Source organism: Streptomyces sp. RKAG290 (assembly GCF_023701695.1).
In the GTDB taxonomy this organism is placed as follows: Bacteria; Actinomycetota; Actinomycetes; order Streptomycetales; family Streptomycetaceae; genus Streptomyces.
This window is the reverse complement of record NZ_JAJOZC010000001.1, coordinates 6,861,589-6,874,174: the sequence shown is the minus strand read 5'-3', so window position 1 is coordinate 6,874,174 and position 12,586 is coordinate 6,861,589. Positions and strand designations below refer to the sequence as shown.

Here is a 12,586-nt window from a genome sequence, read left to right as displayed (position 1 = left end):
TCCTTAGTGTTCGGCGGAAGTTCATACGTATGCATTGCCACGTCACCGCGATTGTCACCTCACCGCGCGAACGGAGAAGCCATGTCCGCTGTAGCGCCGCCCACCACCGCTGTCGGCCCACAAGAGGTCAGCACGGACAAGCGGAATGCGATACGCCGAGCCATCGGCGCGGGAAGCATCGGAAACTTCGTCGAACAGTTCGACTATGGCCTCTACGGTTATCTGGCCCCGTGCTGGCCCCCTCCTTCTTCCCGGAGAGCAACCAGGCGGTGGCGGTGCTGAGCACGTACGCGATCATCGCCGTCGCATGCCTGTTCCGCCCGCTCGGCGGAACGCTCGTCGGCCGCTGGGGGGACCGGGTGGGCCGGAAGAAGACGCTGCTGTGGACCATCGTGTTCATGGGCGTGGCCACCGCCCTGATCGGCGTCCTGCCGACCTACCAGCAGATCGGGGTCTTCGCGCCGCTGCTCCTCCTGCTCCTGCGCGTCGTCCAGGGCATGGTGTCGGGCGGCGAGTACGTCGGGGCGGTGGCCTTCATCGTGGAGTGGGCCGAGCCGAACCGGCGCGGCTACTACGCCTCGTACGCCTCCAACAGCTGCTTCGTCGGCATCCTCGCCGGCGCCGGCACCGCGGCACTCACCAGCTGGCTGTTCGACGGCCCCTCGCTCGACTCATGGGGCTGGCGCATCCCGTTCCTGCTCGCGCTGCCGCTGAGCGCGGTCGGGATCTGGCTGCGGCAGCGCATCGAGGAGTCGCCCGAGTTCGTCCGGGCCACGGAGGGCGGTACCGAGGTCGTCAAGGCCCCGATCCGGGAGGCGCTGCGCACGCAGTGGCGGCCGATGCTCGCGTTCTGCGGTGTCTCGATCATGGCCGCGATCCTGTCGTACAGCTGGGTCACCTTCTATCCCCAGTACCTGACCGGCACGCTCGGCCTGCCGCGCTGGATGGCGCTGACGTCCAACGCGATCTCGATCGCCGTGCTCATCCCGATGCTGCCGCTGGCCGGGATGCTCTCGGACCGGATCGGCCGCAAGCCCATGCTGATCACCGGCGCCGTCGCGTGCATCGTCCTGGTGCCGCTGGCCTTCCGGGTCGGCGAGGGCGGCACCTTCGGCACGGCCGTCGCCAGCCAGCTGATCTACATCGTTCCCGAGTTCTTCCTGACCGGCATCGTGACGGTCTGCACGGCGGAACTCTTCGCGACGCGCACCCGGTTCAGCGCCAGCGCCATCGCGTACAACAGCTCGTTCTCCATCTTCATGGGGATCACGCCGTTCGTCGCCGCCCTGCTCGTCAGCAGTTTCGACACGATCTACGCCGTGTGGGTCTACCTCGCGGCGGCCGCGGTGATGGCCCTCGTGGTCGTGAGCGTCTTCATGACGGAGACGTACCGGAGTCAGCTGGGCGAGGACAAGTTCGCCCGGTGAGCAGCGCCTGACGTACGGCCGGCACCGCACGCACCACAGAACCGGCTCCCGGCGAATCACCTCGCACGGAACAGCAAGTGCATACGCATACACAGTTCGGATCGAGAAAAGGAAGCACCATGTCACTGGACCCCGCCGCCTACCTCCCCTACAAGGACCCCGACGACTTCATCCGTGAGGTGACCGACCGCATCTGGGTCGGCCGCGACATCGCGTACATCGTCGACAACTACGAGCCGGACTCGATCGTCCACACCAGCCTCGGCACCGTCGTGGGCCGCGACGGCGTGATCGAGGGCAGCACGATGCGTATGGGCAGCACGCCCGGACACATCGGCCAGGCCGAGGACGTGGTGTGGGAGGCGCGCGGGGATGACGCCTTCCTCAGCTCGCACCTCGTCTTCTCCGCAGACGAGCACCTGGTCGACGGCAGGAACATCCGGATCCGCAAGCGCACGGTCGCCAACTGCCTCTACCGCCGTGGCCGGATGGTCGAGGAGTGGGTGGTCCGTGACGAACTGGCGGACTGTCTGCAGCGCGGCGTGGACCCGGACGAGGCCGCCCGGGCGCTGCGGTTCCAGGGATACAGCGGGTCGATGACCGAGGAGCCGCCGAAGGACGTGCTGCTGGCCGGTGTGAGCGGACCGCGACCTGACGAGTTCCGGCCCGAGTGCGAGATGGTGCTGGAGTTCATCGAGGAGGTGTGGTCGCAGCGTCGGCTGCACCGGGTCAACGACTTCATGGTGCGAGACCTCTTCCTCCACACGATCGGCGACCGGACCGTCATCCGCCCTGAGCGCTACCAGAGCGATCTCCTGTCCATGGTCGGGGCTTTCCCCGACGCCCGGTTCGCGGTGCGCGACGTGCAGACCAACTACTCCCCGCGGTACGCCGGTCTGCGGGTGGCCGTCACGTGGACGATGCACGGCACCTACCGGGGCACGCCGGTCTTCGGGCAGCTGACCGATCAGCCGGTGACCGTGCTCGGGGTGTCCCAGTTCCTGATCCAGGAGGGCCGGATCGTGCGGGAGTTCCGTGTCTACGACGAGATCTCGCTGCGGGCCCAGATCAACAGCACCCGGGGCGACGGCCCGGCGGTGGAGGCCAACATCTACTGAGCGGCGCGTCCGGAGACGGACGGGACGCGACCGGACCGAGGGAGCCGGAGGGCCCGGACTGCCGGGCCCCCGCCCCCGGTCCGGGCCCTCCCCTCGCCGCCCCGCCGTACGGGCCGACCGGCCGGGTGATCAGGACAGCGAGATCTCCGGCTTGTAGAGATCGAGCCACAGCGCCAGATCCAGAGTGCGTTCCAGACCGCGCCGGGAGGCCTGGGTGATCTGCGGCGCGTCGTGCTGCGCCACGCGCTTGACCCGGTCGCGGTCGACGAGGTCGAAGACGGGGTGCGAGTGCCGCGCGAGCAGGTCCTTGGCGTGACCCTGCAGGGCCAGCGCGTACTTGGGGTCCTGAGTGGAGGGGTAGGGGCTCTTGACCCGGTCGTAGACCGACTTCGGCAGCACGTCCGCGGTCGCCTCGCGCAGCAGGGACTTCTCCCTGCCGTCGAAGGACTTCAGCGACCAGGGCGTGTTGTACACGTACTCGACGAGACGGTGGTCGCAGAACGGTACGCGCACTTCGAGGCCGACCGCCATGCTCGCCCGGTCCTTGCGATCGAGCAGGACGCGCACGAATCGCGTCAGGTGCAGATGGCAGATCCTGCGCATCCTGAACTCGAAATCGCTCTCGCCCTCCAGGCGCTGGATTCCGGCGACCGCCGTGTCGTAGCTGTCCTGGATGTACGACGGGATGTCGAGGGCGGCCGTCAGCTCGGGCCTCAGCACGTCGGAGTCGTCGCCGAAGTGCTGGGCGAAGCGCACCAGCCAGGGGAAGGTGCTGGCGCGCCGGGCCTCTTCGTCGAAGAACTGCAGGTAGCCGCCGAAGACTTCGTCCGCCGACTCCCCCGAGAGCGCGACGGTCGAGTGCTCGCGGATGGACCTGAACAGCAGGTACAGCGAGGCATCCATGTCGCCGAAGCCCATCGGGATGTCGCGCGCCCGGATCACCTGGGCGCGGACCTCCGGGTCGGCCAGCGCATGCGAGTCCAGCACGATGTCGCGGTGGTCGGTGCCCGAGGCCCGCGCGACGTCGTGCACGTACGGGGTGTCCGGAGTGGTGCGCAGCTCGTCGGCGACGAAGTTGTCGGCCTGCCCCAGGAAGTCGACCGCGAAGCTCCGCACCGTCTCGCCGGTCTCGGCGAGCTGACGCGCGGCGATCGCCGTCATCGCGGAGGAGTCGAGTCCGCCGGAGAGCAGGGTGCAGCGCGGCACGTCCGAGACCATCTGGCGCCGCACGATGTCATCGAGGAGCGCGCGCACATGGGCGATGGACTCGTCCTTGCCGTCCGTGTGCGGGCGGGTCTCCAGCTGCCAGTAGACGTGCCGGCGCAGTCCGTTGCGGTCCACCGTGACGACTGTGCCGGGCTCGACCTCGCGCATCCCCTCCCACACGGCGTGGCCGGGCGTCTTGACGAAGGCGAAGAGTTCCCGCAGTCCGTCGAGGCCGACGCGGGCGCGGGCCAGCGGGTTGGCCAGGATCGCTTTGGGCTCGGAGCCGAACAGGACGCCGTCCGGGGTCTCGTAGTAGTAGAAGGGCTTGATGCCCATCCGGTCGCGGATCATGACGAGCTTGTCGTGCCGGCCGTCCCACACGGCGAACGCGTACATGCCGTTGAGCCGCTCGGCCACCGCTTCGCCCCACTCCAGATAGCCGCGCAGCACCACCTCGGTGTCGGACTCCGTGGTGAACCGGTGCCCCCGCCCGGTCAGTTCGCGGCGCAGCTCGGTGAAGTTGTACGTCTCCCCCGAGTAGACGAGGGCGACCGTACCGCCGGGTGTGTCCGCCGTCATCGGCTGGCGCCCACCGGGCAGGTCGATGATGGCCAGCCGCCGGTGCCCGAGCGCGGCCGGACCGTTGATCCAGGTGCCACGGTCGTCGGGACCGCGGCAGGACATCGTCTCCGTCATGGCGTCCAAGGTCTCGGACGCACCGTGCAAGTCACGTGTGAAGGAGACCCAGCCGGTGATGCCACACATGCGCTACCTCCTGCGTGCTGTCGTCGGCCGGGGCCCGGAAGCCGCCGCTGAGCAGCGGGTTCGGGGCCGTTACCACTCCCGGCCCAACTAGGTGTACTCACCAGTTACGTCACGAGCGTGCGTCCTGCCGCTGCATACGGTCAACATGGCCGTAACACCGCAGGGGGCCGCCGTCCGCACACTTTCGGCCGCCCGCCGCGCCGCCCGCGCCGGCTCGCAACGGGGCGCCCCTCGCCACGCCCGGCCGTACCGACACGAACGGCAGGCCGGAGCGTCACCTTCCAGCCACGGGCAAAGACTTACTCAATGATGCGAACCGTCCGAAGCCCCTGGTCGGCGGCCCGCGAAGCCACTCACAAACGGGCCCAGGGTTCCATTAACTCGCATCGACCTGCTACGGTTCCCCCAACTTAACGGAACCACAAACCCATTAAAGGTCGGTCATGAAGATCCCTCCCGTACGCCGCATCGCTTCCTCCCTCGTCGCCGGGTCCCTCGCCGTCGGAATCCTGTCCGGCCCCGGCGAGGCCGCACCCGTCGCCTGGACCGCTGCCTGGGGAGCCTCCCCGCAGCTCCCCAGCACCGGCTTCACGCCCAACTGGTCCCAGGAGGGCTTCTCCCACCAGTCCCTGCGCCAGGTCGTCCGGGTGACCAAGGGGGGTGACCTGGCCAGGATCCGGCTCTCGAACACGTACGGCACCTCACCCCTGAAGATCACCGGCGCGACGATCGCCCGCACCACGCGGGGCGCGGGGGTCGGGCAGGGCTCTGTCCGTCACCTCACCTTCGGCGGCGAGCGCGCCACTGCCGTACCCGCGCACGGTGAGGTGCGCAGCGATGCGGCCGCGCTGGGGCTGAAGAGGCTGGAGTCGGTCACGGTCACCCTCTACCTCGCGGGAACCACGGGCCCCGCCACTTTCCACGCGCAGGGCTGGGCCGACACCTACCGTGCGGACGGCGACCACCAGGCCGACACGTCGGGCGCCGCGTACACCAGCAGCACCCAGTCGTGGTACTACCTCTCCGGCATCGAGGTGGGCGGCAGCGGCGCACTTACTCCGGGAGGTGACGCCACGTCAGCCGGTGAGAGCGCCGGGCCGGACGGCATCGTCGTCTTCGGGGACTCCATCACGGACGGTTTCGGCTCCACCCCCGGCACCGACCGCCGCTACTCGGACGCGCTCGCCGAGCGGACCCGACGCCCCGTGGTCAACGAGGGGATCGGCGGCAACCTGGTGCTCAACGACTCGGCCTGGTTCGGTGAGCGTGCCACCGCCCGCTTCGCGCGCGACGTCCTCGCCCAGCCCGGCGTCTCGACGGTCGTGATCCTGGAAGGACTCAACGACATCGGCTTCAGCGAAGCGGCCAAGGGCGCCAACCCCCCTCCCACCTACAAACCCGCCCCCGTGGTCTCGTCCGCCGCACTCATCGCCGGCTACCGCAAGCTGATCCACGCCGCGCACGACAAGGGCCTCAAGGCGGTCGGGGCGACGCTGCTGCCGCTCAAGGGTTCCGACCACTGGGGCCCGCACGCGGCACGGGTCAGCAACGAGGTCAACGACTGGGTCCGGCACGCCGGCGAGTTCGACGCCTACGCCGACTTCGACAAGGCGCTCGCCGCCCCGTCCGACCCGGACCGCCTGAACCCCGCCTACGACCACGGGGACGCCCTGCACCCCAACGACGCGGGGTACCGGGTGATGGCGGACGAGGTCGCGGGGGTCCTCGGGAGGTGAAGCCGCCAAGGCACCGCGCCGCCGTGGCCGTGGGACGAGTCGCCGGCCACTCCGTGAAGCCGGGCCCCCATGGCTTGCGGGCCTGGGTCCGCGGCAGCCGGGTCGCCCACGGCGCCAAGCAGGCAGAAGGCGAGCACCCGCCAGCACGTGTCGCCGAAGCCGAACGCCCCGCGGTGTCCGGGCCGCGGGCGGACAGTCGGTTCTGCGGGACCACGGCGAGGCAGCCGTGCCGACCGAACCGCCCACGGTGTCCAGCGATGGCCTCCCTGTGGTGACTGCGTGGAGCCCCGTCCCGGGATCAGCCCACCAGATCCGGCGCGCGCAGCATTTCGGCCGGGATGCCCCAGGCGTCGACGAGGTCGACCGCGAGGGGGCGCACCTTGCGGCAGAGGTCGTTCACCTCGCGGCTGATCGCCTTGGAACGCTGGACGGTCAGCCGGCCGTGCTCCATGAACCAGGCCCGGTCCGCCTCGATCGTCGACAGGGCGAACAGGTCGCACAGCAGGCCCAGCGCCACCTTGTTGCCGCTCTCGGGCAGCGCACGCACCTTGTCGACGAACGCCTCCAGCACCAGCCGCTCGACGTGTGCGTGGGCGACCGCGATGACGTGGTCCTGCACCTGCGAGAAGACGACGCCGGGATTGCGCTTCTGGTCGATCCCGCGCTTGAGCCGGCGGGCCACGCCGGCCAGCATGTGCTCCTCGCGGTAGCGGAGCATGGCGAGCTGGTACTCCGAGTCGAGCAGGCCGGCCTCCTGGTCCCACTCGTCGCCGCCGGGCAACAGGTCTCGTACCCGCTCCAGCAGCTTGTGGGCCGACGTCTTCTCCAGGACCGTCTCGACGGCGAGATTGGTGACGTAGCGGACCATGCCGAGCTGGTCCAGGTCCTCGAACTCGCTCGCGTAATGGGTGAGCAGGCCCTTGGCCACGAGCTGCATCAGGACGTGGTTGTCGCCCTCGAACGTGGTGAAGATGTCGCTGTCGCCCTTGAGGGCGGCGAACCGGTTGACGGTGAGGTAGCCGGCTCCGCCGCACGCCTCGCGGCACTCCTGGACGACCCGGGTGGCGTGCCAGGTGCCGAGCGCCTTGGTGCCGGCGGCCCGTGACTCCAGCCGGCGCCGCGCCTGGGCGTCGTCCTCGATGCCGGAGAAGACTTCGTGCATGTGCGTGCGCACGACGTCCTGCGCGAAGTGCAACGCGTACGTACGCGCGATGAGCGGCAGCAGGCGGCGCTGATGCAGACCGTAGTCGAGGAGCAGTTGCTCCTCGGTGTCCGAGGCCGCTTCGAACTGCCGGCGCCGCACGGCGTACTTCGTGGCGATCGCGAGGGCGACCTTGGCGGCGTTGATCCCGGCTCCGCCGACGCTGACCCGGCCCTGCACCAGAGTGCCGAGCATGGTGAAGAAGCGCCGGTCGGGGTTCTCGATCGGGCTCTCGTAGACCCCTTCGGGGGTGACGTCGGCGAAGCGGTTGAGCAGCGCCTCGCGCGGTACCCGCACGCCGTCGAACCAGATGCGGCCGTTGTCCACGCCGTTGAGGCCCATCTTGCGGCCGGCGTCCTCGATCCGGACGCCGGGCGCCACCTCGCCGCCGACCCGGACGGGCACGACGAACGCGTGCACGCCCTCAGCCTTCCCGTCCACCTCCAGCTGGGCGAAGACGACCGCCAGCTCGGCATGGCGGGCCGCGTTGCCGATGTAGTCCTTGCGCGCCTGGTCGCCGTGCGTGGTGATGACGAACTCCTGGCTGTCGGCGTCGTACCGCGCGACGGTGCCGAGCGCCTGGACGTTGGAGCCGTGCCCGGTCTCGGTCATCGCGAAGCACCCCATCAGCCGCCCGGTGATCAGGTCCGGCAGATAGGCGTCGTGGTGGCGCTCGGTGCCCAGGTGCAGGATCGCGCCGCCGAAGAGTCCGAACTGCACGCCGACCTTCACCAGCACCGACAGGTCACCGAAGGCAAGGGTCTCGAACGCGGCGATCGAGGCTCCGACGTCCCCGCCCCCGCCATACTCGGCCGGGAAACCCATACCGGTCTGGCCCGTCGCGGCCATGTCGACCACGAGCTCACGCACCCGCTCCCGAAACGCGTCGATGCCGAGCTCGTCGGCCTCCTCGAGGACGGAGGCGGACGCCACCAGGTTGGTCCGGACGAGGTCGCGGATCTCGGCGTACTCGCCGTCGAGCACCTCGGTCAGCGCCCGGACGTCGATCTCGGGCTGCACGTAACCGCTCTCAGCAGCAGATGTGTTCTCAGTGGCCATTTCACTTCGCTACCCCGGACGGGGACGATCAAGCGGTCGACCGGCGCACTCCACACGGCAGACGGGCTGAACCACGTGGTCCAGGACGTCGCGTCGGCAGTCGGTGTCCGCAGGAGCCTCAGGTCTGTCGGGTTCCTCGCCCGGGGCGCGGACGGAGAGGGTGTCCGAGTGGCGCAGTTCGATATCCCGTGTGCGCCGCCGGCATCCTTCGCCACATCGAGGGCATGACAGGGCGACGGCGAAAAAATGGCGGAAGCGCGCCTGATGGCGAGTGGCTGGGAGACGTGATGGTGCGGACCGTTGGTGTCGAGGAGGAGCTGTTGCTCGTCGACGGGCAAAGTGGTGAGCCACAGGCACTGTCGACGGCGGTGCTGGCACTCGCGGAGGGCCGCGCGGAAGGGGACTCCGCCTTCGAGTCGGAGCTGCACCTTCAGCAGATGGAGTTCGCCACCCAACCGCGCAGCACGATGGGTGAACTGGCGGACGAGATCCTGCGCTGGCGGGCCGAGGCGGCACAGAGCGCCGCGCAGGCCGGGGCAGCCGTGGCGGCTCTGGCGAGTTCCCCCCTGCCGGTCAGCCCCTCGATCGGGGCGGGAGAACGCCATCAGTGGCTGGCCGAACAGTTCGGCCTGACCGTCCAGGAACAGCTGACCTGTGGCTGCCACGTACACGTGTCGGTCGAATCGGACGAGGAAGGCGTCGGGGTCATCGACCGCATGCGTCCGTGGCTGCCCGTGCTCCTGGCACTCTCCTCCAATTCCCCCTTCTGGCAGGGCCAGGACACCGCCTACCACAGCTATCGCAGCAGGGTCTGGGGCCGGTGGCCCTCGGCCGGGCCGGTCGAGGTCTTCGGCTCCGCGGACCGGTACCACCAACAGGTTTCGGCGCTCGTCGACACGGAGGTCCTGCGGGACAAGGGAATGATCTACTTCGACGCCCGGCTCTCCCACCGGTACCCGACGGTCGAGGTCAGAGTGGCGGATGTCTGTCTGGACCCGGCCGACACCGTGCTGCTTGCCACGCTGGTACGCGGCCTCGTCGAGACGGCGGCCCGCGAATGGCGGGCCGGCGGCCCACCGGATCCGAGCGGGTTGGGGGTTCTGCGCATGGCCGCCTGGCAGGCCGCGCGGTCAGGGCTGGAGGGCCGGCTGCTCAATCCCCGCACCATGCGCCCCGAGCCCGCGGCGGATGTGATCGGCGCCCTGCTCGCACACGTCCGGGCCGCCCTGGAGGACACCGACGACTTCGGCTCGGCCGAGAAGGCCCTCAAGAACGTCCTGCAACGCGGAACCGGCGCGCGGACCCAACGCGAGGCGCTCACACGCGCCGGAAGCCTGGGTGCCGTCGTGGCCGACTGCGTCTCCAGGACCCAGGGCTGAGACACACGGCTCACGGGGTGCAGCGGCCGCTCCAGGTGCGTCTTCGCGCCATGGCGGCATCGACGGGTCGGGGGGCTCCCCGCACCGAGCTTTCGGCGTTTCAGTTCCCCAGACCGCTGCGGACCAATGCGGCCGCCAGCCTCGGAAGGTCATCGTCCGCCACGAGACGGGCCAGCCCCGCGGGGGTCTTCGGGAGTCCGAGCTCCACGGCGGCGTCGCGTGCCCGCGCATCGAACGCCGGACGAAGTTCGGGCCACATGCCCTGTGCCTCGCGGCTGAAGATGTCCGCTCCCACCGCACCGATCCTGGGGAACTGCTGAAGGAGTTCCCGGATGCGCTCCGGGTCTCCCCCGGCCTCTTCGCGCAGCCGTCGCAGGTCGCCGCGGTACCTGTCGGCAAGGCGCTGCGCCCCGGCCCCCAGCGCGGTGGCCATGCTCTCGTCGTAACGACGGTAGTGTGCGCGGCCGAGCGCATCCACCCGAGTCTGCCAGGCGGATTCCGCCATGGCCTGCGGCGTGCGCATACCGGCAGCGAACAGCTCCCGGGCTGCGGCTACGGCGATATCGGCTTTGATCGGAGCGGAGAACAGAAGGCACAGGGTCAGCAATTGATACAACGGCGCGGGCGTGTTCTTCAGCCGGATACCGGCCTCCTCCGCATATGTCCGGCCGTGCTCCTCCAGCAATTCCTTGACCGTCAAGTCGCGGGACATATCAGGGCGTCCTCCGGATCGCTCGATTCAGTACGTCGAATATCGCCGGCGCTCCCGCCACGCATGCCTGCATCCCGATGGGGTACCCGGTCAGAATAAGACGAACCACCGCGAGGCATTCGAGAAGGAGAAAGCCATGGAAACGCGGACCTACACCGATCCGATAAGCCACCCCGTCCCCGTCCACGAGCGGGTGAGAACATGCCGCCCCGCGGCCGTGGATCCCGAAACGAAGCTCGAAACCCCCGAGTCCGGCGCCGGCGAGGACAACATCGTTCGCAGCGAGGACTGACGGAACGGGGCCGGGCTGAAGGTTCACGCCTCCGCCTCCCCCCGGAACTCGATCCGTTCCACGGCCATGAGTTTCGCGCCCATGTTGCGCTGCATCATCCGCAGCGCCGCCTGCGCCAAGTCGTCGTGGATGGCCGCGAGGGCATCCTCGGCAACGACCACGTCCAGATGTCTGATGTGGGCGTCGAGCGCCGAGTAGAGCACGCACTGCTCGGTGACCTGGCCGGCCAGGACGACCTCTTGCACACCCATTTGGGACAGGAGATACGCCAGAGGCGTCTCGAAGAATATCGAATGTCGCGCCTTGACCACGAAGAGCGAATCCCCGTCCGGCCGGACAGGTTCGACAAGATCGGCGTACTGACCCGAGAGCGCCTTTTCCACGATCTCACCGTGGTGCGAACGCCACTCGCCGAAGTTGTCGTTGGCGTAGATCACCGGGACGCCGGCAGCCCTGGCCCGTTCCAGCAGCCGCGACATCGCAGGCAGGGCCTTGCGGACTGCGGGGATGACCAGATCCGCGTCAGGGTACTGATACGTGTTGATCATGTCGATGACGATGAGTGCCGTCCTGCCCATATCTCCATCGTCGCCCCCGCCGCGCCGGTCGGCCAGGCAACGCCCGAGCCGAAACGATCAAGCGGCCATCGCCCCGTGCACGGTCAGGCGGCCCATCACCCCGCGCTCCCCCGCAAGCCCCTGAGGCGCCTGGCCGCTGCGGTCAGGCCGCGCCCATGGCGGTTGAGCCCCGCCCACGGGCCCCTGTCGAGGCGGTCGCCGAGGTCCCGCAGGGTCCATCGGCGGGCAGTCAGGCCGGGAGCGTCCAGTTCGTCCCAGTCCAGCGGCGCAGCAACCGGTGCGCCCGGCCTGGCACGGACGGCGAAGGGGGCCACCACCGTCTGGGCGTAGCCGTTGCGCGCGACGTCCAGGTACAGCCGCCCCTTGCGCGCGTCCTTGCGGGGCTCGGTGGTCAGGTCCTTCGGGTACCTCGCCGCCAGCGTCTCCGCGGCAGTGCGGGCGAACGTCAGAACGTCCTGCGCGTCTGCGCGCCGGCTCAGCGGAACCACGACGTGCAGGCCACGCGAGCCCGTCGTCATCAGGCCGGCCGGCGAACCCAGCTTCGTCGTGCAGATTCACGACGCGAGCACGATGCACTTCGACTTCCGCCTGGAGGTCGACGGCGTACTCAAGTCCTGGTCCGTCCCCAAGGGTCCCTCCACAGACCCGCGCGACAAGCGGCTCGCCATCCCCACCGAGGACCATCCCCTTGAATACCGGCACTTCGAGGGAGTGATTCCCGAGGGTGAGTACGGCGGCGGGACCGTGATCGTCTGGGACCACGGCACCTACCGTCCGACCAGCCACGACAAGCGCAACCGGCCCGTCCCGTTCGACGAGGCCCTGGAAAACGGCCATGCGACGTTCGATCTGCACGGCGAGAAGCTGCGCGGCCGGTTCGCACTCACCCGGTTCCACGGCCGTGAGGAGAAGAGCGGCAGTTCTGCCAGGAAGCCGACCTGGCTCCTCGTACGGACCGGCTCCGGGCGGGGCAAGAGTGGCGGCGGCAGTCCCGACCCGCGGCGCGCTCGCTCGGCACGCACCGGCCGCACGCTGCGCCAGGTCGCCGAGGTTCCGGATTCCCCGACGTGGGACCCGAACGCCGGCGAGCAATGATCGTGCGGCGGTTCGCTC

General features: G+C 69.4%; 11 protein-coding genes. 6 read left to right on the top strand and 5 right to left on the bottom strand.

Annotated elements, in window-relative coordinates; all coding sequences use genetic code 11:
- Window positions 1-230: 230 nt before the first annotated feature.
- Complete coding sequence (locus LNW71_RS30450) at window positions 231-1,427, top strand: MFS transporter (RefSeq protein WP_250971126.1); 1,197 nt, start codon at window positions 231-233, stop codon at window positions 1,425-1,427.
- Window positions 1,428-1,546: 119 nt separating this feature from the next.
- Window positions 1,547-2,545 carry an ester cyclase gene (locus LNW71_RS30445; protein ID WP_250971125.1) on the top strand — a complete coding sequence of 333 codons (999 nt, stop codon included), beginning with the start codon at window positions 1,547-1,549 and terminating at the stop codon, window positions 2,543-2,545.
- Between the two features lie 129 nt (window positions 2,546-2,674).
- Here the strand turns inward: LNW71_RS30445 and asnB are convergent, their stop codons facing one another.
- Entirely contained in the window at window positions 2,675-4,516 is a 1,842-nt protein-coding gene (gene asnB / locus LNW71_RS30440) for an asparagine synthase (glutamine-hydrolyzing) (RefSeq protein ID WP_250971124.1), read from the bottom strand.
- A 443-nt stretch (window positions 4,517-4,959) separates the two neighbouring features.
- Between asnB and LNW71_RS30435 the strand changes: the two genes are divergently transcribed.
- Window positions 4,960-6,252, top strand: coding sequence for an SGNH/GDSL hydrolase family protein (locus LNW71_RS30435; protein ID WP_250971123.1), 1,293 nt, complete (start codon window positions 4,960-4,962; stop codon window positions 6,250-6,252).
- A 298-nt stretch (window positions 6,253-6,550) separates the two neighbouring features.
- On the opposite strand, the gene LNW71_RS30430 is transcribed toward LNW71_RS30435, so the two are convergent.
- On the bottom strand, window positions 6,551-8,512 hold the full coding sequence (locus LNW71_RS30430) for an acyl-CoA dehydrogenase family protein (RefSeq protein ID WP_250971122.1): 1,962 nt from the start codon (window positions 8,510-8,512) through the stop codon (window positions 6,551-6,553).
- Window positions 8,513-8,799: 287 nt separating this feature from the next.
- On the opposite strand from LNW71_RS30430, the gene LNW71_RS30425 reads away from it, so the two are divergent.
- Window positions 8,800-9,891 carry a glutamate--cysteine ligase gene (locus LNW71_RS30425; RefSeq protein WP_250971121.1) on the top strand — a complete coding sequence of 364 codons (1,092 nt, stop codon included), beginning with the start codon at window positions 8,800-8,802 and terminating at the stop codon, window positions 9,889-9,891.
- Between the two features lie 100 nt (window positions 9,892-9,991).
- On the opposite strand, the gene LNW71_RS30420 is transcribed toward LNW71_RS30425, so the two are convergent.
- Window positions 9,992-10,603: an endonuclease gene (locus tag LNW71_RS30420; protein WP_250971120.1), complete on the bottom strand. Its 612-nt coding sequence runs from the start codon at window positions 10,601-10,603 to the stop codon at window positions 9,992-9,994.
- A 136-nt stretch (window positions 10,604-10,739) separates the two neighbouring features.
- Between LNW71_RS30420 and LNW71_RS30415 the strand changes: the two genes are divergently transcribed.
- On the top strand, window positions 10,740-10,895 hold the full coding sequence (locus LNW71_RS30415) for a hypothetical protein (RefSeq protein ID WP_250971119.1): 156 nt from the start codon (window positions 10,740-10,742) through the stop codon (window positions 10,893-10,895).
- A gap of 23 nt (window positions 10,896-10,918) precedes the next feature.
- Here the strand turns inward: LNW71_RS30415 and LNW71_RS30410 are convergent, their stop codons facing one another.
- Both LNW71_RS30410 and LNW71_RS30405 read right to left on the bottom strand, forming a co-directional pair.
- Window positions 10,919-11,473 carry an isochorismatase family cysteine hydrolase gene (locus tag LNW71_RS30410; RefSeq protein ID WP_250971118.1) on the bottom strand — a complete coding sequence of 185 codons (555 nt, stop codon included), beginning with the start codon at window positions 11,471-11,473 and terminating at the stop codon, window positions 10,919-10,921.
- 95 nt (window positions 11,474-11,568) lie between these two features.
- Window positions 11,569-11,961 (bottom strand): hypothetical protein, encoded by a 393-nt coding sequence (locus LNW71_RS30405; protein ID WP_308294529.1) that lies wholly within the window; start codon window positions 11,959-11,961, stop codon window positions 11,569-11,571.
- On the opposite strand from LNW71_RS30405, the gene LNW71_RS30400 reads away from it, so the two are divergent.
- A complete protein-coding gene (locus LNW71_RS30400; RefSeq protein WP_374119469.1) occupies window positions 11,906-12,568 on the top strand; it encodes a DNA polymerase ligase N-terminal domain-containing protein in 663 nt (220 codons plus the stop codon). The genes LNW71_RS30405 and LNW71_RS30400 overlap by 56 nt on opposite strands.
- The last annotated feature ends 18 nt before the right edge of the window (window positions 12,569-12,586 follow it).

What these genes read in the sequence shown, in the direction of transcription:
- LNW71_RS30445 (WP_250971125.1), top strand. Translation starts at nt 1,547, where the DNA reads ATGTCACTGGACCCCGCCGCCTACCTCCCCTACAAGGACCCCGACGAC.
- asnB (WP_250971124.1), bottom strand. Translation starts at nt 4,516, where the DNA reads ATGTGTGGCATCACCGGCTGGGTCTCCTTCACACGTGACTTGCACGGT.
- LNW71_RS30435 (WP_250971123.1), top strand. Translation starts at nt 4,960, where the DNA reads ATGAAGATCCCTCCCGTACGCCGCATCGCTTCCTCCCTCGTCGCCGGG.
- LNW71_RS30430 (WP_250971122.1), bottom strand. Translation starts at nt 8,512, where the DNA reads ATGGCCACTGAGAACACATCTGCTGCTGAGAGCGGTTACGTGCAGCCC.
- LNW71_RS30425 (WP_250971121.1), top strand. Translation starts at nt 8,800, where the DNA reads ATGGTGCGGACCGTTGGTGTCGAGGAGGAGCTGTTGCTCGTCGACGGG.
- LNW71_RS30420 (WP_250971120.1), bottom strand. Translation starts at nt 10,603, where the DNA reads ATGTCCCGCGACTTGACGGTCAAGGAATTGCTGGAGGAGCACGGCCGG.
- LNW71_RS30415 (WP_250971119.1), top strand. Translation starts at nt 10,740, where the DNA reads ATGGAAACGCGGACCTACACCGATCCGATAAGCCACCCCGTCCCCGTC.
- LNW71_RS30410 (WP_250971118.1), bottom strand. Translation starts at nt 11,473, where the DNA reads ATGGGCAGGACGGCACTCATCGTCATCGACATGATCAACACGTATCAG.